At 62.7% G+C, this 21682-nt stretch carries 20 protein-coding genes; 18 read left to right on the top strand and 2 right to left on the bottom strand.

The window, feature by feature from the left end; genetic code table 11:
• The 4 genes from narJ to NTU39_RS14115 are packed head-to-tail and all read left to right on the top strand — an operon-like array spanning position 1 to position 3569.
• Positions 1-741, top strand: a complete 741-nt coding sequence (gene narJ, locus NTU39_RS14130; RefSeq protein ID WP_257957885.1) for a nitrate reductase molybdenum cofactor assembly chaperone — start codon at positions 1-3, stop codon at positions 739-741.
• 24 nt (positions 742-765) lie between these two features.
• Positions 766-1449, top strand: coding sequence for a respiratory nitrate reductase subunit gamma (gene narI / locus NTU39_RS14125; protein WP_257957884.1), 684 nt, complete (start codon positions 766-768; stop codon positions 1447-1449).
• A 37-nt stretch (positions 1450-1486) separates the two neighbouring features.
• On the top strand, positions 1487-2290 hold the full coding sequence (locus tag NTU39_RS14120; protein WP_150662698.1) for a peptidylprolyl isomerase: 804 nt from the start codon (positions 1487-1489) through the stop codon (positions 2288-2290).
• Between the two features lie 10 nt (positions 2291-2300).
• On the top strand, positions 2301-3569 hold the full coding sequence (locus tag NTU39_RS14115) for an MFS transporter (RefSeq protein WP_150662697.1): 1269 nt from the start codon (positions 2301-2303) through the stop codon (positions 3567-3569).
• On the opposite strand, the gene NTU39_RS14110 is transcribed toward NTU39_RS14115, so the two are convergent.
• Positions 3547-4251 (bottom strand): cupin domain-containing protein, encoded by a 705-nt coding sequence (locus NTU39_RS14110; protein WP_257957883.1) that lies wholly within the window; start codon positions 4249-4251, stop codon positions 3547-3549. The genes NTU39_RS14115 and NTU39_RS14110 overlap by 23 nt on opposite strands.
• Positions 4252-4253: 2 nt before the next feature.
• The gene (locus NTU39_RS14105; RefSeq protein WP_150662695.1) at positions 4254-5462 is read right to left on the bottom strand and encodes an MFS transporter; all 1209 of its coding nucleotides are present in this window, start codon (positions 5460-5462) and stop codon (positions 4254-4256) included.
• 553 nt (positions 5463-6015) lie between these two features.
• On the opposite strand from NTU39_RS14105, the gene NTU39_RS14100 reads away from it, so the two are divergent.
• The 14 genes from NTU39_RS14100 to NTU39_RS14035 all read left to right on the top strand — a co-directional run bounded on the left by NTU39_RS14100 (position 6016) and on the right by NTU39_RS14035 (position 21680).
• Positions 6016-6591: a Pvc16 family protein gene (locus NTU39_RS14100; RefSeq protein ID WP_257957881.1), complete on the top strand. Its 576-nt coding sequence runs from the start codon at positions 6016-6018 to the stop codon at positions 6589-6591.
• Positions 6592-6605: 14 nt separating this feature from the next.
• Positions 6606-7547 carry a hypothetical protein gene (locus tag NTU39_RS14095; RefSeq protein ID WP_257957880.1) on the top strand — a complete coding sequence of 314 codons (942 nt, stop codon included), beginning with the start codon at positions 6606-6608 and terminating at the stop codon, positions 7545-7547.
• A gap of 22 nt (positions 7548-7569) precedes the next feature.
• A complete protein-coding gene (locus NTU39_RS14090; protein ID WP_150662692.1) occupies positions 7570-9330 on the top strand; it encodes a phage tail sheath family protein in 1761 nt (586 codons plus the stop codon).
• 134 nt (positions 9331-9464) lie between these two features.
• The gene (locus NTU39_RS14085; RefSeq protein WP_039398341.1) at positions 9465-9923 is read left to right on the top strand and encodes a phage tail protein; all 459 of its coding nucleotides are present in this window, start codon (positions 9465-9467) and stop codon (positions 9921-9923) included.
• Between the two features lie 116 nt (positions 9924-10039).
• On the top strand, positions 10040-10504 hold the full coding sequence (locus NTU39_RS14080; RefSeq protein ID WP_150662691.1) for a phage tail protein: 465 nt from the start codon (positions 10040-10042) through the stop codon (positions 10502-10504).
• A gap of 31 nt (positions 10505-10535) precedes the next feature.
• A complete protein-coding gene (locus tag NTU39_RS14075) occupies positions 10536-10730 on the top strand; it encodes a DUF5908 family protein (protein ID WP_150662690.1) in 195 nt (64 codons plus the stop codon).
• Positions 10731-10733: 3 nt separating this feature from the next.
• Positions 10734-11417: a CIS tube protein gene (locus tag NTU39_RS14070; RefSeq protein ID WP_150574167.1), complete on the top strand. Its 684-nt coding sequence runs from the start codon at positions 10734-10736 to the stop codon at positions 11415-11417.
• A gap of 4 nt (positions 11418-11421) precedes the next feature.
• Positions 11422-13212 (top strand): type VI secretion system tip protein VgrG, encoded by a 1791-nt coding sequence (gene vgrG, locus NTU39_RS14065; protein ID WP_150662689.1) that lies wholly within the window; start codon positions 11422-11424, stop codon positions 13210-13212.
• A gap of 48 nt (positions 13213-13260) precedes the next feature.
• A complete protein-coding gene (locus tag NTU39_RS14060; RefSeq protein ID WP_246184387.1) occupies positions 13261-13557 on the top strand; it encodes a PAAR domain-containing protein in 297 nt (98 codons plus the stop codon).
• A gap of 15 nt (positions 13558-13572) precedes the next feature.
• Entirely contained in the window at positions 13573-14016 is a 444-nt protein-coding gene (locus NTU39_RS14055; protein ID WP_150662688.1) for a GPW/gp25 family protein, read from the top strand.
• 60 nt (positions 14017-14076) lie between these two features.
• Entirely contained in the window at positions 14077-17928 is a 3852-nt protein-coding gene (locus tag NTU39_RS14050) for a baseplate J/gp47 family protein (protein ID WP_257957879.1), read from the top strand.
• A complete protein-coding gene (locus NTU39_RS14045; protein ID WP_257957878.1) occupies positions 17900-18748 on the top strand; it encodes a hypothetical protein in 849 nt (282 codons plus the stop codon). The genes NTU39_RS14050 and NTU39_RS14045 overlap by 29 nt, the downstream gene beginning before the upstream one ends.
• The gene (locus NTU39_RS14040; RefSeq protein WP_150662685.1) at positions 18745-19095 is read left to right on the top strand and encodes a hypothetical protein; all 351 of its coding nucleotides are present in this window, start codon (positions 18745-18747) and stop codon (positions 19093-19095) included. Before NTU39_RS14045 ends, NTU39_RS14040 begins: the two co-directional genes overlap by 4 nt.
• Positions 19092-21680, top strand: a complete 2589-nt coding sequence (locus NTU39_RS14035; protein WP_257957877.1) for a baseplate wedge protein — start codon at positions 19092-19094, stop codon at positions 21678-21680. Before NTU39_RS14040 ends, NTU39_RS14035 begins: the two co-directional genes overlap by 4 nt.
• Positions 21681-21682 lie beyond the last annotated feature (2 nt).

Below are 21682 nucleotides of genomic sequence, written 5' to 3'. Positions count from 1 at the left end.
ATGGCCGTGCCCCATGCTCAAAATCACGTCAGCCCCCTTAGCCTGCCGTGCCGTCTGCTCGGCGCACTGTTGCATTACCCGGGCGAAGACGTCACCGATGCAATGACCGACATCCGGCAAGCGTTGTTGAATACGCCGCGTCTTAGCGGTGTTGCCCGTCGCGAGCTGATGTCCTTCTTTGACTATTGGCAGACGCGGGAGCTGCTGACGTTGCAAGAGAATTACGTTGCGCAATTCGACCGGGGGCGTGAAACGTCGCTCTATTTGTTCGAGCATGTCTATGGCGAATCCCGCGATCGCGGGCAGGCCATGGTCGATCTCATGCAGACCTATGAGCGCAGTGGCATTTATCTCGCGCCCGGTGAGTTGCCGGACTATCTGCCAGCGTTCCTGGAGTACGTGTCGGTCTTGCCCGAGTCGGACGGCATGGCCCGTCTTCAGGATATCGAGCACCTTGTGCAAACCATTGACGCGGGACTGGCCAAACGCGGCTCGCCTTACGCAGGACTGACGCGCGTATTGCTGTGGTTGGGCGGCGCGTCGACAGCACTGCGCGACCCGCAAGCCCCACCCGAGCATGTCGACGACGCGTCGGTCGTACCGCAAGCGCAGGACTTCGAGGCTATCGACGCGAGCTATCAGGACGCCCCCGTGCGCTTCATGGGCGCGGGCCATCCCGGTGGGCAGGGCAATACCGTCGGCGAACCGATTCAGTTTTACGCGCGCCGTCCCGGGCGCTGAATGCGAACAGCAAGGAGTTTGACCATGGACGCTTTCATTCATCAGTTCCTGTTCGGCATTTATCCGTACATTTGCCTCACCGTGTTGCTCGTCGGTAGTCTGATTCGCTTCGACCGAGAGCAGTACTCGTGGAAGAGCGATTCGTCGCAGTTGCTCAAGCATGGCATGTTGCGTCTGGGCAGCAACATGTTCCACTGGGGCATTCTGGTGGTCGTGGCCGGGCACTTCGTCGGCTTCCTGGCGCCGCACTGGCTTGTCGCGCCGTTTCTGTCGGCCTCGCAGCACCAGATGCTCGCGATGGTGGGGGGCGGCGTGGCCGGCGTGGTGGCGATTATCGGCCTCACGGTCCTCATCATCCGCCGGATCGGCACACCGCGTGTACGCGCTACGAGCCGCACGTGGGATATCGTCATCGTCTTCATGCTCTGGTTCCAGCTGGCGCTCGGCCTCGGCACCGTGTTGTTATCGATGCGCCATATGGACGGTGCCATGTTCGAGCAGTTGACCGACTACGTGAAGGGTGTGGTGACGTTCCAGCCGGGCGTGGCCGCATTGCTCGAAGGCGTGCCACTGACGTACCGCGTGCATATCGCGCTTGGATTCACGATCTTCCTCGTATCACCGTTCACCCGAATGGTTCACATCTGGAGCGGTTTGGCCTCCATTGTGTATCTGATCCGTCCGTATCAACTGGTGCGCAAGCGCTGAGTGAGTGCCGTTCGGCAATCTTCTGAAGGTCATCGACATGGAAAATCTGTTGACGGATGCGCACGCGCCGCTGCGCGTGAACGGTATCGAAATATCGGCGAGCGATATCGATGCTGCAGTGGCCGAACTGGCCGACGCCCCGGGGCCGGGCGAAGCGCCCGCAGCGGACGTGGCGCAAACGGCCCGTTACGCGCTGGCCATTCGCGAATTGGTGCGTCAGCGTGCCGTCGAGCTTGGGGTGCCGATCGACACCGACCGGCCCGACACGATGGCCGACGCGGTCTTCGCCAAAGAGGTCGTGACACCGGTCGCGACGCCCGAAGAGTCCCGTCGCTATTACGAACAGCATCGCGAGCGTTTCACCAGCGGAGAACTTGTGCACGCGAGCCACATCCTGTTCGGTGTGACAGGGCGCGCGCCGCTCGCGCTCGTGCGCGCCAAGGCCGAAGAGACGCTGAACGCCATTCTGCAAGCGCCGGACCAGTTCGAGAGCCTGGCGCGGGAGCGTTCGAATTGCCCGTCGGCACAGGTCGGCGGCAGTCTCGGTCAATTGGATCGTGACAGTTGTGTGCCGGAGTTCGCGCAAGGCATCTTCGGCTCGCAGGAGACGGGGGTATTGCCTCGGCTTATCAAGACTCGCTTCGGCTTCCATCTCGTTCGCATCGATCACCGCGTTCCCGGTACGTTGATTCCGTTCGACGCGGTGAAGGACGACGTGGCCACGATGCTCACCGAGCAGGTTCGCTTGCGCGCAACGCGTCAGTACGTGCTGCTGCTTGCCGCTCAGGCGGAATTGGAGGGCGTGAGCTTCGCACCCGCCGATGGTCCGCTCGTTCAATGAGGGAGAGGGCATGGAAAACGCACTCGTTACCGTATCGAAGTCATCTGCCGACGGCACGCCTGCACCGGGTGGCAAGGCGTATTCGGTGCTGTTTGCCAGTACGCTCGCGTTTCTCGTGTGCTTCGTTGTATGGATGATGTTCGGCGTGTTAGGCATCCAGTTGCGCGAGGACCTGGGGCTGAACAGCACCGAATTCGGTCTGCTCACAGCAACGCCGGTGCTGACCGGTGCGGTGATGCGCTTGCCGCTCGGGATCTGGACGGACCGCTTCGGCGGCCGCATCGTGATGACCGTGCTGCTCGTCGCCTGCGCGATTCCGGTGTACATCGTGAGCTACGCCACACAGCTTTGGCAGTTCTTGCTGATCGGGTTGTTTCTGGGGTGCGTCGGGGCGTCGTTTGCTGTCGGGACGCCGTACGTAGCGCGATTCTTCCCGCCCGAGAAGCGGGGTTTTGCGATGGGTTTTTTTGGCGCGGGGACAGCGGGCGCTGCTGTCAATCTGTTCATTACGCCGAGTCTTCAAGCCGCGTACGGATGGCGGGAAGTGCCGCGCATTTATGCGATTGCGCTGCTCGTCACGGCGGTGATCTTCTGGGTTGCCTCGGCACCAGACCCGGGCGCGGGAAAGAAGGGCGGCTCGATCCTGCAATCCTTCAAGGTGCTGGGCAACGTGCGCGTCTGGCGGCTGTGCCAGTACTACTCGATCACGTTCGGGGGCTTCACGGCGCTCTCGTTGTGGATTCCGCAGTACCTCAAGGCGGAGTACGGCATGACGGTGGTGATGGCTGCGGCGGTGGCTGCGGGCTTTTCGCTGCCGGGGTCGGTGCTGCGCGCCGTCGGCGGCGTGCTTTCCGATAAGTTCGGCGCGCATGCGGTGACGTGGTGGTGCCTGTGGGTGGCGTGGATTTGTCTGTTCCTGCTGTCCTACCCGAAGACGGATTTCGTCATCTACACGATCGAGGGGCCGCAGACGTTCCACATTAGCGTGTCGGTGGTGGCGTTCGTACTGCTTGCGTTCATCCTCGGTGCGGTGTTCGCGTTCGGCATGGCGTCGACATTCAAGTACGTCTCGGACGAATTTCCGGAAAATCTTGGCGTGGTGACCGGTATCGTGGGGCTTGCCGGCGGACTCGGCGGTTTCCTGCTGCCGATCATGTTCGGCGCACTGCTCGACATCCTCAAGATCCGGTCGAGCTGCTTCATGCTCATGTACGGCATCGTGTGGGTGTCACTGATCGTGATCTATCTATCTGAAGTCAGGCGTACGCGGGTGATGTAGCCGATGCCGGGGGCAGCGGTCTCGGGGACGCATAGGCCTTGTAGTAGACCGTCACGCCGGTGTTGCCAGCGGCCAACGAGGCGATATCGTCCGCAGGCAAGCGTATCCAGCTTCCTGCCGCGTGAGCATCGCCATTGACCAGCAACGTCCCATCGAGAACGAGCAGTTCGACGATGCGTGGCTGAGTGATGAGACGCGGCGAGCGCAACGGCGCATTTGCCGCGAGACGGATCAACACAACGCGCTCCTGTTCATCGCTGAACAGTGGACAGACATCCTGTCCGGGGAGCGTACGCCAGTTGGCCGCGTCGCTCGTGTCGATGCGCACTACGGTGTCTTGTGAAGCAGGCATCTGCATGAGCTTGACGAAAATCGTCGCACCGTCCCGGCTCGACGGACGATGTGAAGAGCCAGGTGGATTACGCAGATACCATCCGGCCGGATAGTCGTGTCCGTCGGCGGAGAACGTGCCGGACAGGACGAGAATCTCTTCGCCGCCCGGATGGCTATGCGCGGGAAAGTCGGACGCCGCGTCGTAACGAACGATACTCGTCGCACGCGCCTTTTCTGTGCCGATGCGGTCGAGCATCACGCGCTCGACCCCAGCTTGCGGTGACGGTACCCATACGTACTGCGTGGGCGTGACAACGGCTCGTTGCGAGAAATCGGCGTTCACGCGCATGGTCAGACAGCCTGATGCTTTCGCGAGCGGCTCCATTGAAGCCACACGACGCCGATCACACCAATGGCCAGCGGCGGCAGCATGAGACCGGCCACGGCCGTCCAGCCCAATGACGTTAGCAGACTGCCCGAGGCGAACGAACCGATGACCATTGCGCCGAAGACGACGAAGTCGTTGACCGACTGCACGCGCGGACCTTCCTCAGGGGAGTGACACGTCAGCACCATCGCTGAGGCACCGAGGAAACCGAAGTTCCAGCCCAGTCCGAGCAGCACGAGTGCGACCCAGAAGTGGCCGACCGTGAGCCCGGCCATACCGGCGAACGCCGCACACGCGGTCAGCACCAGCCCCAGCAGCACGATGCGATGCGCGCCGAAGCGTGTGATCAGGCGTCCGGTGAAGAAGCTGGGGGCGTACATCGCAATCACGTGCAGTTCGATGCCGAAGTTTGCATGCTCGCGCGCAATGCCGCACAGCTCCATCGCCAGCGGTGCGGACGTCATCATGAAATTCATCAGCATGTACGTGACGACACCGCAGAGCATGGCGACGAGCAATCTCGGGTCGCGCAGGAAGACAGCAACGGGACGGCCTTCCTGCGCGGTTTGCGATGCCCCCGGCTGAGCGGGCTTGCGCGGCATGTCGAACTTGCCGCCGGCCAGCACGATGGCAGACAGCAGGGCGACGACAGCGGCGCTCAGATACGTCACGGCGTAAGCGTGCGGTGGCCACGCGTTCATCGTGCCGGTCACGAGTTGCGGGCCGAGCACACCTGCGGCCACACCGCCCGCCAGCACAGTCGATAGCGCTCTGGGCCGTTCTTCAGCGGACACGCACTCTGCCGCCGCGAACCGGAACGTCAGCACGACGGCCGCATACGCGCCGCCGAAAATCATGGCGAAAGTGAAGAGCGCGAACGAATGGAAGATGAGCGCGACGGCCGCCAGAAGACCCATCGCCACGCCGCAGGCATTGCCCGCGATGAACGCAGCGACGCGTCCGTAGCGCTTGGTGATGGATCCGACGGGCAGTGTGGAGATGGCCATGCCCAGGACAAAGACAGAGATCGGTAGCGTCGCCAGCGTCGGATCGGGCGAGAGCATGTGGCCGATGATCGCTGCCGTCGCGTAGACGACCGTCGAGTTGGCACCGGCAAGGGCTTGCGCGAAGGACAACCGCAGCACGTTGCGGTTGGTGATCAGGCCGAACATCGTTGGCGTCCTCTTGAGGCATGGCGAAGCGGAGAAGTCTGACGTGTTCCGGCCGACGTCGCAAATCAGTTTATCTGTGCCAGTGCGAAAGAAATTCTTTGTCGCAACCGTCGATCTTCGAGATGCGAACGCCCGGTCCGGATCGCGGGGCAGGGCGAGAAGGTCTACCCGGCCTTTGGGGCGCGTCTGAGCGAAGCGGAACGCTTTGCGCTGCGTCAGGACAAGTATTCGGGACGAGCGCCAGGGCATCTCTACTCGCTCGAAATGCACAGCCCGCCGGTCCGATTACCGGTGGACTGTTTCCATTGGAAGACTGCGCAATTCATTACGAATTTTCACGAGCGCGCTATTCGCCACGCGCTTGTGCTACAGTTCCGCAGCAAAAAATCAAAAGCCAACATTCCGGGCGGCGCAAGAACGCTCAGGAATCCAGATCGTCGTGTTTCGCCATACGACACGATGTAAGAAATTTTGCGACACGCAAGTTCCGGTAGTTGAAAGTGTTGTACCGAATCAGATTTTGCAACCGCATTGCGAAAGGGTATCGGGGACCATGATTAACGCTGCTGTGGGGCACCTTGCGGGGCGGCTCAACGAACACTTAAAACAAACGTATACGCTCGACGGCGACATCGTGACGATGTCCGGTCTGGTCGACGTCAACGGTCAAGCTGTCGCCAACACCAGCAACCGTCTGGTCGTGATGCTCACGCACATTGAGCGCGACTCCGGTCCTGTGCGCAAGGGCATTCCGGGTGATGCAGGCGCATCGAGCCTGTCGCTCGGCGTGGCCCCGTTGTATCTCAATCTCTACGTGATGGTGGCGGCCAATTTCACCGGCGGCCATTACGAGGATTCGCTTAAGCTGATCTCGGCGGCCATCGCCTTCTTCCAACGCAATCCCGTGTTCGATCATCGCTCGTCGCCGTCGCTCGATCCGCGTATCGACCGGCTGATGCTCGAGATCGAGAATCTGGATATCCGCGAACTCAGCAACCTCTGGACGATGCTCGGCGGCAAGTATTTGCCGTCTGTGTTGTACAAGGTTCGCCTGATGGCACCGGATACCGGCGACATTACCGGCACTGTGCCGACCGTGCGTGCGCCGGTTCCGGCGATCAGTCACTGAGCGGACCTAAGGGGATGCCCACGTCTGCTTCCACGCCGGTGGTGCCGGGCTATACGCGCCTGTTTTCCATCGACGTTACCCACGCCTACTGGACGGTGCCGCATCTGTGGCTTCGCCATGAAGCCACGCCGGACACTGCCGAGTGGGTGCGCCGCCGCGACCTGCTCGTGCGTGCGCATCGTCAGGGTGTGGCGGTTTTCTGCGCCACTGAGCGTCGCGACGTTCTGCTCCACGGCCTCCGACGCGGTGATGCAATGGCGACCTTCAAGTGGTACGCGCAGGACACCGCATTTTCCCTTTACACGTCACCGACACGCCCGGCCGCGCAGCTTGGCCCGTCAGTGTGCTTCGTCACCAGCGAAGTGAGTGTGCCCGTCGATGGACTGCCGTCGTCACGTCGGCTGCATGCGCAACCCTACGTCGATGCTAGCGATGTCGTTCCCGTCGATACGCCATCGCTCTCGCCGTATCTCGAACGCGCCGATCGTGTGAATCCGCCTGTGCTGGTGGTGCAGATCGATCTCGCCGATCAGGTGACGGGCGGCGAACCGGGCGGCGTCGACTACGTGGCGAATTTTGGCGCGCGTGAGAGTTGCTGGCGTTATTACTACGTGTGCGCGGATGGAGCAGAAGCCGCGGATAGCGCGGACGCGCTCAATATCGTCGATCTGGACGAGAAGGTGAGCTTTGTCACGGCAGGCCGCGAGGCGCGGCCGGGTGGACGTCACGCCGTGATCTTCGAGAGTGAGCAAGCGATTGCAATGCAGCAGCAATACCCGCAGCGATTTCAGTTGCGGGAACGGGGCCGGTCGGGTGAACGCGTGTTGATCCGGAGACTGCCCAATGCCGACATCGGCAGCCTGACGCAGAAGACGCCGAAGGTGCACAAACCGCAGGACGCTGAACTAGCGGCGCAAAGCCGGGCAGTACTGGTATCCGAGATCTACATCAATTGACATCGATGACCGAGGTGAACACATGGCGCAATACAAAACACCAGGCGTATACGTAGTCGAGCAAAACGCGTTTCCCAATTCCGTGGTCGAAGTCGCCACGGCCGTGCCTGCCTTCATCGGCTACACGCAGTTCGCCGATAACAAGGGCACGCCGCTGGCCGGTACGCCGTGGCGTATCAGCTCGATGGCCGAATTCCTGATGTACTTCGGTGGCCCGCCGCCGACGACTTACTCGCTCGACGCGGTGGCCGCAGCGACGGCACCGACCAAGCCAGCGACCGATGCTGCGGCCGGTGATGCCGCCGGGGGCGACGCTGCCGCCACGCCGCCCGCACGTCCCGTCGTTACCGACCTCTTCATCGGTGCACAGGGCGCACGCAAGCCGTTCAAGTTCACGCCGCAAGGCATCGAGTACTTGCTGTACTACAGCATGCTGTTCTTCTTCCAGAACGGCGGCGGCCCGTGCTATATCGTGTCGGTCGGCACGTACGATGGCGGCAGCGTCAGCTCAGACGACCTGATCAAGGGCATTCAGTCGCTCGTGAAGGAGCAGGAACCGACAATGGTGCTCGTGCCCGACGCGGTGCGTCTGTCGCGTCAGGACTGTGCCTCGGTGCAGAAGGAAATGCTCATGCACTGCGGTTACACCATGCGTAATCGGTTTGCGATTCTCGACGTGTTCGGTGGCGCGTGGGACCGTCAGACGCCTGGCGGCGATTGCATCACCGACTTCCGCGACGACGTCGGTTCCTCCTTCCTCGACTTCGGCGCGGGGTACTACCCGTGGGTCAACACGTCGATCGTGACGGAGAAGGATCTCGACTTCACGAAGCTCGCCAACCTGAGCCAGCTCCAGACGCTGATCACCGCCGAACTCGATTCGGTGCTCAATCCTCCGGCACCCGTGTCACCGGCCGCACAAGCGAAGGCCGCACAGGTCAAGGCTGTCCTGGCGAAGCTCACGGGCGGCGACGCAGCGAAGACGGATGCCGCACCGGCAGGTGCAGCCGATGCCGCCGCCACGCCAGCAGCCGCACCGGCCGCCGAGGGTGACGCAGCCGCAGCCGTCCCCGCCAAGGCGGACGCCACGGCCGCAGCCAAGCCTCCGGTCATGACGAAGGCTGCCATCGCCGATCTGCACAAGACGTTGAGCGTCATCAGCGCTGTCTATGTGCAGGTGCTCCAGTCGCTTCAGAAAAAGATCAACCTGATGCCGCCCGCCGCTGGCATGGCGGGTCTTTACACGCTGGTCGACAACACGCGCGGCGTGTGGAAGGCCCCGGCCAATATCAGCCTGAACGGCGTAGTGTCGCCGTGCGTGAACATCTCGAATGCCGATCAGGAAGACCTGAACGTGCCGACCACGGGCAAGTCCGTCAACGCCATTCGCAGTTTCATCGGCGAAGGCGTGATGGTGTGGGGCGCACGTACGCTCGACGGTAACAGTCTCGACTGGCGCTACCTGAGCGTGCGCCGCACGATGATCATGATCGAAGAGTCGCTGCGCCTCGCGTGCAAGGCCTATGTGTTCGAGCCGAACACGGCCAATACGTGGGTGACGATCAAGAGCATGGTGCGCAACTTCCTCACCAGCGTGTGGAAGCGCGGCGGTCTGGCGGGTGCGAGCCCGGACGATGCCTTCCAGGTCTTCGTGGGGCTGGGCGAGACGATGACCGGCGAGGACATTCTCGAAGGCATGCTCAAGGTGACGGTGCTGGTGGCGGTGAGCCGTCCGGCCGAATTCATCGAGCTGACGTTCCAGCAACAGATGCAGAAGTCCTGAGCGCGCTCGGGCGCGATCCGCTAGGCCGGACGATAGCCGCTGCGCGCTGAGGAGATCGACAGATGTCGACGCGAAGCGCGAAACGTGGGCACGGTCCGGCATTTTCCGCATGCAATCAATAGACGAGGTGTGTGATGGCAGACGATGGTTCGAAACAATCCACCACGGTTTGGCCCCTTCCCAAGTTTTACTTTCAGGTCAAGTGGGACTCGCAGGTCATGTCGTTCCAGGAAGTGAGCGGCCTGGACGTGCAGTCCGAAGAAATCAAATACCGTCATGGCGATAGCCCCGAGTTCTCCGTGATCAAGATGCCGGGCATGAAGAAGTACGGCAACGTGACCATGAAGAAGGGCGTGTTCAAGTCCGATAACAAGTTCTGGGACTGGTTCAACCAGATCAAGATGAACACGATCAAGCGGGTGCCGGTGACGATCAGCCTGCTCGACGAAGCGGGCAAGCCGACGATGGTCTGGACGCTCGCCAACGCGTGGCCGACCAAGATCACGGGCACCGATCTGAAGTCCGAAGGCAACGAAGTCGCCATCGAGACCATCGAGATCGTGCACGAAGGGCTGACCATCGCCAATAGCTGACGTGTGCATGCCGCACTGGTGTGCCCGCCTCGCGGGCCACCAGCGTCGGCCGCCGTCGTGCATGTCCGGGGGATGCGTTCGATTCCCTGCTGTTCCGATTACCACGCTTGTGCGCTATGCCGTCATCGCCGTTCGATCCCTATCCACCGTCAGCCTTTCATTTCCGCGTGATGTTCGCGTCCACCGCCGGTGCAATGGATGCTTCGTTTCGCGATGTGTCGGGTATCGCGACGGAACTCGATACGGAAGCAGTGCCCGAGGGCGGGGAGAACCGCTTTGTGCATACGCTGCCGAAGGGCGTCAAGCATCCGCATCTGGAGCTCAAGCGGGGCATCGCTTCAATGACTTCGCCCTTGGTGATGTGGTGCCGTTCGGTGTTCGAGGGCGAGTTCACCGTGCCGATCCGGCCACAGTCGCTGATGGTGCAGTTGCTCGACGAATTGCATCTGCCGATTCGCATCTGGACGTTTGCGAACGCTTTTCCGGTGAAGTGGGAAATCGAGAGTTTCGGTTCGACGAAAAACGAAGTGGCCATCGAGAAGATCGTACTGAGCTACACCTACTCGAACCGCATGGCGTGAAGACAAGCAAAGCGCACAAGGGGATTCGCCGATGCCAATCGAAATCGGTCATCTGAGCATCAAATCTACGGTCGTGCAGCGTGCCTCCGACACCGTCGGTGCACTGACGACGCCGATCGACGAGCCGGGCGTGTCGCGCAGCTTCGACGAACAGGCGCGAGCCGATTTGCTCGCCGAATGCCGTTCGTTGGTGCTCGACCTGCTCGAACGGGCGAAGGAGCGTTAAGCCGTGGCGACCAGTCTTACCCGTCGCAAGTTCAGCATTGCGCCGTGCACGGTGTCGAGCGGCCAGATTGCCGTTGACAACAGCCGCACGCCGTTCGAAGCGCTGATCAACCCGGTCGGCTATAAGCGCAAGCTGAGCATCGAGTACAACAAGAAGCAGACGCTCGGGCAGCCGAGCGCTACGCCGCGCTTTAGCGCCGTGCGGCCCGAAACCATCAGCATCGACAATCTCGTGCTCGACGGAACCGGCGTGGTGGATGGCACCGACTCGCGCAGCGTCAAGGACATGATCGACGCCATGCTGGCGGTGATCTACAAGTACGACGGCAAGAAGCACGAGCCGAATTACGTGCGTCTGTTGTGGGGCACGTTCATCTTCTTTGGCCGTGTCGAGTCCATCGGGCTCGACTACACGATGTTCAAACCCACCGGCGAGCCGCTGCGTGCCCGTGTGTCGCTGGGCATTGTCGGCTGGGTGAGCGCGACCGAGAGTTCGCTGCGTGCAAATCTCAGCTCGCCGGACCTGAGTCACCTCGTCGAAGTCACGGCGGGCGACACGCTGCCGCTGCTGTGCAACCGCATCTATAACGATCCCTCGTATTACCGCGAAGTCGCGCGCATCAACAATCTGACCGGTTTCCGCAAGCTGGAGCCGGGCATGATGCTGCGCTTCCCGCCGCTTGTCTGACGCTATGGCCGATTCTCCCGCACTCAATTCCAGCGGCGTGCTCAAGCTGACGATCACCAGCAACGGCTCGCCCCTTGCCGACACGATCCGCGTGATTTCGGTAGATATCGAGCGCGCCGTCGGGCGCATATGTCAGGCGCGCATCGAGATCCTCGACGGCGATATGCCCGACAACGACTTTCCGGTCAGCGACATGGACACGTTCGCGCCCGGCGCGGCCATCGTGATCAGCGCGGGCTATGGATCGAATGCCACACAGATTTTCGACGGCGTGCTGATCCGCCACAGCATTCGCATTACAGGCGGTAACGAAGCACGGCTGGTGCTGGAATGCCGTCACAAGGCCGTGAAGATGACGATTGGCAGTTGCAACGCCAACTACATCGACATGAAGGACAGCGACATCATCGGCCAGTTGATCGGCAAGGCGGGTGCGACGTCCGATGTCGCCGCGACCACCACCCAGCACAAGGAAATCGTCCAGTTCTACAGCACGGACTGGGACTTCATGCTGCTGCGCGCAGAGGCGAACGGTGCGCTGGTCATTGCCGACGACGACGGCAAGATCACGGTGAAAGCGCCGCAAACCAGTGCAGCCGCCGTGTTGAAAGTGACCTACGGCATGGATCTCATGTCGTTCTCGGCCGACATCGATGCGCGCACGCAGTTGCAGAGCGTCGTGGCTGCTGCGTGGGATCCGTCCACGCAGGCGATGGTGCAGCAAACGGCGGGGTCCGCGTCGCTCTACGAGCAGGGCAATCTGAGCGCATCGACACTGGCGAGCGTCGCAGGGCCAGCCACGTTCCGTCTGCAATCGACGGTGCCGGTGCCGTCCGACGATCTCAAGTCCTGGAGCGACGCCACGCAAATGCGCGCGGCACTGGCTCGCATTCGCGGACATATGTCGTTTCAGGGCAGCGCATTGGCTAAGCCGGGCACGATGATCGAAGTTGAGGGCGTGGGCAAACGCTTCAGCGGCAGCGTGTTCGTGAGCGCCGTGCAGCATCGCATTGCCGACGGCAACTGGATCTCCGAGGTGGATTTCGGCATGTCGCCCGAACGCTTCTCCGAGCGCCGGGGCGCGGGGGATGTCATGGCGTCGGGCCTTGTGCCGGGTGTCGGCGGCTTGCAGATCGGCGTCGTCACGAAGCTCGATGCCGACCCCGAGAGTCAATACCGGATTCAGGTCGCGGTGCAGGTGTTGCAGGCGGAGACGGTCGGTGTCTGGGCACGGCTCGCGAGCTTCTACGGTTCGTCAGGCGTTGGAGCATTCTTCATCCCCGAGATCGGCGACGAGGTCATTCTGGGATATCTCAACGGAGACCCGTCCTATCCCGTGGTGCTGGGCAGCGTCTACAGCAGCCAGCACAAGATGCCTTACGAGCTGACCGCCGAGAACTTCACCAAAGCACTCTGGACGAAGGGGCTGCTCAAGGTCATCTTCGACGACGACAAGAAGGTCATCACGCTCATCACGCCGCAGAAGAACACGATCGAGATGAGCGACGATGCCAAGTCGATCTGCCTGACCGATCAGAACGACAACAAGATCCAGATGACGCCGGACGGCATCACGCTCGACAGCCCCAAGGACATCGTCATCAACGCGAAGGGCAAGGTGAGCATCAGCGCGGTGGGGAATATCGAGCAGACCGCGCAGGCCGACCTCAAGAGTCAGGCGCTCAACATCACCAGTACCGCGAACGTCGGCTTCACGGCCAAGGGATCGGCCACGGCCGAGCTTTCGGCCAGCGGCCAGACGACGGTCAAGGGCGCGCTGGTGATGATCAACTGACGCGCACGCCACGCGTCGGAAAAAGACAAAGGAGATAACGACATGCCGATGGCCGCCAGATTGACCGACATGCACACCTGCCCGATGCAGACACCCGCCGTGCCTGCGCCGATCCCGCACGTCGGCGGTCCGATCATCGGTCCGTGCGTGCCCACGGTGCTGGTCGGCAAGCTGCCTGCCGCCGTGGTGACGGACAACTGCGTCTGCGTCGGTCCGCCGGACAGCATCGTGATGGGCTCGACGACGGTGATGATCGGGGGGAAGCCGGCGGCACGCGTGGGAGACACGTGCGCGCACGGCGGCGCGATCGTGATGGGATGTCCGACCGTGATGATCGGCGGCTGAGCGCGGGAGGCGCGTTTGAGCACAGATAAATCCTTTCTCGGCACTGGCTGGGCGTTTCCGCCGCGCTTCGGCGACAGCGCGGGCAGCGGCCGCACGCAGATGGTCGAAGCCGAGGCCGATATTCGCGAAAGCCTCGGCATCATCCTCTCCACGGTGCCGGGCGAGCGCATCATGCAGCCCACGTTCGGTTGCGGGATCAAGGCGTACGTCTTCGAGGAAATCAGCGAGAGCGTGATGACCGAGATGCGCGACGCCATCGATCGGGCGATTCTGTTCTTCGAGCCCCGCGTCACGGTGGAGCGTATCGAGATCGACGCGTCGAACGCGATGGAAGGGCGCGTCGACGTGCTGATCGATTACACGGTGCGCGGCACGAACACCCGCAGCAACATGGTCTACCCGTTCTATTTCCTCGAAGGCACCAACGTGCCGACGGTGCAGATCGAGCCGCAACGGTAACCCGGCCCGGTGTCCCGATAACAAGAATCGTCACGATCAGCGCAACGACAACACGAACCGATGCACAACCTCATCATTCGAGATGGCACCAGTCAGGCGATGCGGGCGCTGCCCGCGTTGCAGGATGGGTATTTCCATCTCGACGAGATGACGTTTCACGAGCTGCTCGATGTCGTTGTCGAGTTCGCGGCGCTGGTGCGCTTTCACAACGCCGACGACAAGCCTGAGGGCGACTGGTCGCCATTCTTTCGCGCCGACGAAACCGTCGTCATGAGTCGCATTCTGGCGTTCGATTTGTCGCGCGAGACGGAGCGGTTCGCGCAATGGTGGCGGGACACCCCGGAATATGACGGCGTGCGCGGCCACGGCGCAGGCGTTCGCGCGATGATCGGCGCATCCCCGGTCCCGGAACTTGTCGTCACGCTCAACGGCTGGTATGTGGCGCTCTCGCAAGCGCAGACGGACAACGGACTGGCACTGCGCACGGTGCTGCGGGCCGTCATCATGCAACTGAGTCGGCGGGCTTCCGGCGTGCCGCGCGTGATCGAATCGATGTCGCTGCGCGAGCCGCTCGACGCCGTCTGGACCGAGGCGGAGCGCTCGCCGCATGCGCCTGTGACCAACACGGCTACGCCTGAACCTGACGCCGTGCCGGGCAAGGCCGACGTGCGCGCGGATTTTCATGCGTACATGAAGGCCATTGAGATGGTGCGCAAAGAGGCGCTGGCCCGCCTGCCTGCGTCGCTCCAAAGCGGCAATCACGATCCGGCCATCGGCTTGCTGATCGCGTTCGTCAAACAGTTCGAAAAGCTTCAGAACAAGCTCAACGGGTACACGCAGAAGTTCATCGATTTCTACTACGAACGTATGCTCGGCAGTGCGCCGCGTGGCGTGGTACCCGATCGGACGTGGTTGGTATTGCGTCGCAATCCCGATGCCAGGGATGTTGTGGTCCCCGCAGGGACGGCATTCCCCGCCGGGGTCGACGCACACGGTCACGACATCGTCTACGAATCGGAAGACGAACTGCGTGTGAGCGGTGCACGTGTGACGCGCGTGCAGACGCTGTATCTCGACCACAACGGCTACAGCATGCCGGAGAACCTGCTACCGGAGGATCCGGACAACGGTGCGACGGGGCGCAAGTGGCCCACGGCGGCGTGGTTCGAAGACGTGCCATGCGGGGCACCCGGCGTGGAGCATCCGCAAGCCTGGCCGGTGCTTGGCGCGCCGAAGCCCGGCGCGGGTATCAGCCCGCATAGTGCCGCGCGGGTCGGCTTTGCGCTGGCCAGCAAGGTGCTGTTGCTCAAGGAGGGCGAGCGCGTCATCCGGCTGACGATTACGTTTGCCGACGAACGGCTGGTCACGCAACTGGGGCACATCGCCGACGCCGTATTCAATACGCCGGTAGAAAGCACTGCCATATCCGTTGACGGCAGCGAGGCGCTGGACGGGAGGCAATCGTCGGATGAAACCCATCTGCGTCGTCAGGACCTCTACCTGAAAATTCTACGCAGCTTGTTCTCCGTCTCACTGACGGGCGAGAAGGGTTGGATCGATATTGCCGGTTACGTGCCCGGACTGTTCGGCAACGAACTGACGCTCAGCTTCGCGCTCGCTCCGGAGGCGCCGTCGGTGGTGCGCTATTCGCCCACGCTGCACGGTGAGAATTTCGACGTCGACACGCCGCTCGTGCGCTGCGTCATCAATCCCGGCGCGTATCTGTTCCCGTATGGCCTGCTGCGCAATCTGCCCGTGACCGGCGCGCAAATCGATGTCGACGCGCATGGCTGTCGCGATCTGGTGCTTTATAACAACATCGGTCAGCTCAGCGCGGCAACACCGTTTGCACCGTTCGGGCCGCTGCCGCGACTGGGTAGCTATCTGGTGGCGGGCAGTACGGAAATGGCGGCCAAGCGCATCACACGGTTCGGTCTTCGCATCGAGTGGGCAGACCTGCCGCGTGTGACCGGCGGCTTCGGCACGTGGTACGACGGCTACGACGTGCGTCTCACGAACGAAGATTATGTGGCGTCGGTCGAGGTGCTCGCCAAGGGTGGATGGTTGCCCGCTGGGGACGCGCCGCGTCCCGTCGTGCCGCTCTTTCACACGCGGGTCACGCCCGGCAAGGGCGAGCGCATCGACAACGTCATCGTGTGGGAGGCGGGTTCGCTCGCGCATCTCTTCGAGCCGGACGAGGGTGTTAGCGCCGCGCATCCGCTCACGTGGGGGCCGGGGGCGAAGAATGGATTCTTCAAGTTCACATTTGCCGCGCCCGCATTCGCTTTCGGGCATGAGGCGTACCCGCAGGTGCTGTCGTCGACGATGCTCGCCAACTCACGCAAGCGTATGTGGCGCAAACAGCGCCCGATGCCGCGTGCCCCATACACGCCCATCGTCAACACCATCTCGTTCGATTACAGCGCGACGGGGGCGATCAGCGTCGAGCGGATTGCGAATCGAGACGAAGACGGGCGCTTCCTGCATCTGTTCCCGTCCGGCTGGGAATCGCTCGACATGACGAGCTATCCAGCCCCCGAGCTACTCCCACGCTTCGAAGATGCGGGCAACCTGTACATCGGCATCGATGCGAACGACCTCGGCGACACATTGACCTTGCTGTTCCAGCTTCGCGAAGACTCCCGGCCGGTGACGGGAGCCGCGGACGACGCCAGCGGTGACGGACGACCGGCAGGCTTGCGCTGGAGCTATCTCGGCAACAACGTTTGGAAGCCGCTCGCGCTTCGCGACGTCCTCACGGACGGCACGCACAAGCTCATGACTTCGGGAATTGTGACGTTGCGGGTGCCGGACGATATCGGCCATCGCAACACCGTCATGCCCGACGGGCTGTACTGGCTGCGCGTGAGCGCCAACCGCGATATGGAGAAATATTGCAGTTTGTACGCGGTGCATGCGCAAGCCGTGCAGGTCCGTCGCGGGGCAGACGTGCCGCCGGAAGTGCCGATGGTCCTGCCAGCAGGCACCATTGCGCGCAGTCGACGTCCGCTCCCGGGCATCGTGTCCGTCGTGCAACCGCTGCCATCGTGCGGCGGCCGGGCACAGGAGACGCGAGAACAGATGCGTACGCGTGTGAGCGAACGGTTGCGCCACAAGCAGCGCGCGGTCACGCCCGCCGACTTCGAATCGATGATTCTCGAGGCGTTTGCCGAAGTCTACAAAGTGAAGTGCTTCGCGAACCTGTCGACCCGGCACGGTCCGGTCGATTGTGTTCGCCCAGGGCAGGCGCTCGTAGTGCCGCTACCGTACTGGCCTGCCACGAAAGACGGTGAGCAGATGCCCATGCTCGACGGCAACGTCGTCCAGCAGATCGCCGAGTTTGCGAATGCGTTGTCGTCGCCCTGGGCGAGTGTTTCCGTCGAGAACCCGGTCTACGAACGCATTCAGGTGCGCTGCAAGGTGCGCTTCACCGATCGCGCGGGCAACGGTCACTACCTCGCGCTGCTCAACGCGGCGATCTCGCGCTATCTCACGCCGTGGCAGGACGATGTGGGCTACCGAACGCACTTCGGATGGTGTATCCGGCAACACGATCTCGAGGCGTATATCGGCTCGTTGCCGTATGTGCAGTACGTCTCGGGCTTTTCGATGCTGCGCATCGCGACGGTTGTCACGGACCCCTACGCGACCGCAGCAGCGGGCACCGACATGCAGACCTTCACGCTGTTCGACACCGCCCGGCGCTCGGGCGCTGCCACGGCCCCGCAGACGGACATCGTTCCGCTGTATCCGTGGAGCATTGCGATCCCGGTAGCGAATCACGCCATCGAAGCGGTGGACGACGACAAGGATTACGCGGGCGTGCCGACCACGCTCAGTCAGTTGGAAATCGGCACCACCTTCATCATTTCGGATGACGACCATGAACGGAAAACCGATCGCCCGGCGTAACCGGGACACTTTGCGGCGTAAGTTCGGCAACGGCGAGATGCCGTCGGCCACGGCATTCTCCGAACTGATCGACTCCATGCTCAACATCGTGGACGAGGGGTTCGACAAGACCCCGGTCGATGGTCTGAAGGTCTCCCAGCTCAATCAGGGCAAGTTGCTGAGCTTCTATCAGAACATCGACCTGAAGAGCCCCATCTGGACGATCCAGCTTGACAGCGAGGCGGGCGGACTGGCTTTCGGCAACCCCGACAACCCCAACGCGCTCACCTTGCGACAGTTGGGCAAGAAGCCTGCGCGCGACGCGGTATCGGGGCCGCCTCAGGGGCAGGGCGCGCAGGGAGCGCCTGCGACCATACCCACGTTCGAACTGGACGTGGCCGGGCGCGTGGTTGCCGACGGACGTCGCGGCCGTCCGGGCGCGCGCAGCGTGCAGGCCGATGGCAAGTGGCACGACATCACGGACCCGCTCACGGGATGTCAGGCGTTCGAGATCACCGCCGGTGTCGGCAAGCGCGGCAGCGGCAAGTTCGCGCTGATGCATGCGTACGCGGTGATGGCGTACAACGGCAAAGGGGACATCGACTACCGTCAGTCCCATTTCGGCAGCAAATGCAATCGTCTTCAACTGCAATGGGTCGATGCCCCCGACGGCGCGAAGCATAGCTATGTGCTGCAAATGCGCGTCGGCTGTCCGTACGACTCGACGCGGGATGCCGCCGGTGCGCCCAAGACATGGGTGACGTATTACCTCACCACGCTGTGGTTCGATCCCGACATGACGGGCAGTGCTACCGACCCGGAACCCAAGGGGGCGCAATGACCCACGAGAACGAGCGCGCCACGCCCGCGACGGTGGACATCGTCATCGGCACCGACGACGCGCAGCTGCTGATGGCCGCGCTGGGCGAGTTGCCGTTCAAACGGGTCTTCGAGCTGATCGGCGCGTTGAACCGCCAGGCCAACGCCGTCGCGGCGGGCGCGCCGGTCGTCTGTGCGCTCGACGCGTCGGCTTTCGCACTGATCGTCGAAGCGCTGGGGCATCTGCCGTATCACCGCGTGCACGGGCTGATCGACGACCTGAAGGCACAACTGCATGCGGCGAGGCATGCGTTCGGCAACGCGGCGATAGATAGTTCTGGCCGTATGCCCGGGGCGAGGGTGCAATGAACGCCCCCGAGTCCATTGCCCGCTTTGCGCCCGATCCTCAGGGGCTCGATTTCGATGCGCTGCGTCGCGCCGGGATCGCGACTTTGCAGGCGCTGTGCGGCGATCGCTGGACCGATTACAACCTGCACGACCCCGGCGTCACGATCCTCGAACAGCTGTGCTACGCGATCACCGAACTCGGTTACCGCTCGGACTTTCCACCCGAGGACTATCTGACCGATGCCGACGGACAGATCGATTACCGGCATCACGCGTTGCATCCGGCGGACGAGATTTTCCCGAGCGAAGTCCTGACGTTCGAGGACTATCGCAAGGTGCTTTACGACACGATCCCGGAGCTGGAAGACGTCTGGCTGACGCGGGACGAACGCCCGACGAGCACCGGCCAGCCCGCGCACGGGTTGTGTCGCATCGCCATCAAACTGAACGATGCATTGCACGACAGTGCCGACGAGGCGTCGCTTTCCCAGATCGAAGCCGACGTGTGTCTGCGGGTGCGGGAAGTCTTTCACGCGCACCGGAATCTGGGTGAAGACCTGTCGGACGTAACCGTCGTGCCGGTTCAGCCGGTGTATCTGAGTGGCGATATTCAGATTCACAGCGAGCGCGACCCGGCGTCCATCTTTGCGGATGTTTTCTTCCAATGTGCGCGTGCCGTGCATTCGGGATTTCGCATCGAGCGGTACGTGAAAGCGTTCGAGGCCGGATTGACGCTCGACACGTTGTTCGCCGGGCCCCGGACGGTGCACGGATACGTCGCCAGCACGGGTGCGCAGGCGCAAGGCGCACCGGTTGCGGTGGCGCGCCTCGTCGGACTGGTGCAAGCGGTGGACGGCGTGGCGCACGTGCAACGTCTGGCGCTGTGTACCGCCGATGGAACGCCCGTGAGCGGCGACAGTTTGACGGGTGCGTCCGGTACGGTATTGCGCCTGCGGTTTCCCGGCGACGCGCAGAGCAACTTCCTGCGACTGCATTTCGCCAGCGGGGCGCTCGGGAGTGGCGCGCATGCGGCGACGTCGGCCAGCGATCATCGACGTGAGGAGAAGTCGCGGGTCGTACTCGACGACGCTCGCGTGGCGCTCGCCAAAGCACGCTTCGAGTTCGATACGCTGCGAAATACGAAGCAGTCGCTGGCGACTGTGGTGCCTGCACCGACGGGCGCGTCGCGCGAATTGCGCGAATACTTCTCGATTCAGCATCAGTTTCCGGCAATCTACGGCATCAATCGCTTCGGCGTGCCGCCCACGGCACCGCTGGAGAACCGTGTCAGTGCGCACCAGTTGAAGGCTTATCTCTATCTGGCCGAGCAACTGATGGCGAACTATCTGGAGAATCTGCAATCGGTCGGCCGCATGTTCTCGGTCGACACGCTGTACGAGACCTATTTTTCGCAGCGTATCGACAACGAGGCGTTGCCGGACATCGAAGCGTTCTATACGGATGCACCGGACGCCATCCGCAGTCAATTGGCCGGGATCGTCTCGCGCAAGGACCGCGCGGAGGACCGTCGCAGCCGGTTGCTCGACGTGCTGCTGGCCATGTACGGCGAGACGTACTCACAGAAGTCCCTGCGACGATTCGACGATTATCAGGACGTGCACGGCGCGCGCTGGCTGATCGACAACAAGCTGGATTTTCTACGTCACATTGCGACGCTCTCTCGCGACCGGGCGTCGGCGTTCGATATCACGGCGGTGGACGTGCGGGTGGACGGACGGCCCAACGTGGCGGGCGTGCACGCGAAGATCTCGATCCTGCTGGGCTTGCCTGCCGAGCCACCCGGTGCACCGCTGAGCGATGCGCTGAAGCGTTGGCATTTGCGGTTGCAGGGAGATCACACGGCGACGAAGGAAAGTTACGAATTCGCGGCGGCGCGTCTGATTGTGCTTAAGTCTCAGGGCGAGCCTGAGGAGCGTCCGGCCGGGGCACACGCTCAGCCCGGCGACACGTTGCCCGGTGGCCTGCTCGTGCATGGCGTGCGTCTGGAGAACTTCATTCTCCGACAACACGACGACGCGGTGCACGTCCATTTCCGCACGCACGACGCGCGCCTTGGCAGCGACTCACCCGGCGAAGTGCCGCTCGCGCGATTTCATGGCGACGACGCGGTGACTTATGCCGGACGCTATGTCGAAATTCTGCGCGAATTTCTCTGCACGCTGAACCAGGCATCCGAGGGCTTCTATCTGGTCGAGCATGTGCTGTTGCGGCCAAGGCGTGCCGGTGCGACGCAAGACGGAACGACGGCAGACGCCGACGCGCAGGCGCGTGAGGCCGAGTCGTTTTTCAACGCACGGGTCAGCGTAGTCTTCCCCGCGTGGACGTCGCGCTTTAGCGATCCCGACTTCCGCCAGTTGGCGCAGGAGACGGTATGCCGCAATCTGCCCGCGCATCTGCTGCCGGAGTTTCACTGGATGGATTACGTCTCCATGCGCGACTTCGAGCATCGATACGGACTCTGGCGCGCACGGCTGCGCGAGCGGGAAACGGCAACCTCACCGGACCGGCTTGACGCCGCGAGTGCCAGCTTGCGCGCGCTCCTGATGCGACGCCGTCGCGCGCACAACCTGACGTTGTGGGTGTAGCG

The sequence above is a fragment of the Pandoraea commovens genome (genome assembly GCF_024704525.1).
Lineage (GTDB): Bacteria > Pseudomonadota > Gammaproteobacteria > Burkholderiales > Burkholderiaceae > Pandoraea > Pandoraea commovens.
This window is presented reverse-complemented; position numbering and strand designations above follow the sequence as displayed.

What these genes read in the sequence shown, in the direction of transcription:
- NTU39_RS14035 (WP_257957877.1), top strand. Translation starts at nt 19,092, where the DNA reads ATGAACGCCCCCGAGTCCATTGCCCGCTTTGCGCCCGATCCTCAGGGG.
- NTU39_RS14110 (WP_257957883.1), bottom strand. Translation starts at nt 4,251, where the DNA reads ATGCGCGTGAACGCCGATTTCTCGCAACGAGCCGTTGTCACGCCCACG.
- NTU39_RS14115 (WP_150662697.1), top strand. Translation starts at nt 2,301, where the DNA reads ATGGAAAACGCACTCGTTACCGTATCGAAGTCATCTGCCGACGGCACG.
- NTU39_RS14100 (WP_257957881.1), top strand. Translation starts at nt 6,016, where the DNA reads ATGATTAACGCTGCTGTGGGGCACCTTGCGGGGCGGCTCAACGAACAC.
- narI (WP_257957884.1), top strand. Translation starts at nt 766, where the DNA reads ATGGACGCTTTCATTCATCAGTTCCTGTTCGGCATTTATCCGTACATT.
- NTU39_RS14050 (WP_257957879.1), top strand. Translation starts at nt 14,077, where the DNA reads ATGCACAACCTCATCATTCGAGATGGCACCAGTCAGGCGATGCGGGCG.
- narJ (WP_257957885.1), top strand. Translation starts at nt 1, where the DNA reads ATGGCCGTGCCCCATGCTCAAAATCACGTCAGCCCCCTTAGCCTGCCG.
- NTU39_RS14060 (WP_246184387.1), top strand. Translation starts at nt 13,261, where the DNA reads ATGGCCGCCAGATTGACCGACATGCACACCTGCCCGATGCAGACACCC.
- NTU39_RS14040 (WP_150662685.1), top strand. Translation starts at nt 18,745, where the DNA reads ATGACCCACGAGAACGAGCGCGCCACGCCCGCGACGGTGGACATCGTC.
- NTU39_RS14045 (WP_257957878.1), top strand. Translation starts at nt 17,900, where the DNA reads ATGAACGGAAAACCGATCGCCCGGCGTAACCGGGACACTTTGCGGCGT.
- NTU39_RS14075 (WP_150662690.1), top strand. Translation starts at nt 10,536, where the DNA reads ATGCCAATCGAAATCGGTCATCTGAGCATCAAATCTACGGTCGTGCAG.
- NTU39_RS14085 (WP_039398341.1), top strand. Translation starts at nt 9,465, where the DNA reads ATGGCAGACGATGGTTCGAAACAATCCACCACGGTTTGGCCCCTTCCC.
- NTU39_RS14105 (WP_150662695.1), bottom strand. Translation starts at nt 5,462, where the DNA reads ATGTTCGGCCTGATCACCAACCGCAACGTGCTGCGGTTGTCCTTCGCG.
- NTU39_RS14095 (WP_257957880.1), top strand. Translation starts at nt 6,606, where the DNA reads ATGCCCACGTCTGCTTCCACGCCGGTGGTGCCGGGCTATACGCGCCTG.
- vgrG (WP_150662689.1), top strand. Translation starts at nt 11,422, where the DNA reads ATGGCCGATTCTCCCGCACTCAATTCCAGCGGCGTGCTCAAGCTGACG.
- NTU39_RS14120 (WP_150662698.1), top strand. Translation starts at nt 1,487, where the DNA reads ATGGAAAATCTGTTGACGGATGCGCACGCGCCGCTGCGCGTGAACGGT.
- NTU39_RS14090 (WP_150662692.1), top strand. Translation starts at nt 7,570, where the DNA reads ATGGCGCAATACAAAACACCAGGCGTATACGTAGTCGAGCAAAACGCG.
- NTU39_RS14080 (WP_150662691.1), top strand. Translation starts at nt 10,040, where the DNA reads ATGCCGTCATCGCCGTTCGATCCCTATCCACCGTCAGCCTTTCATTTC.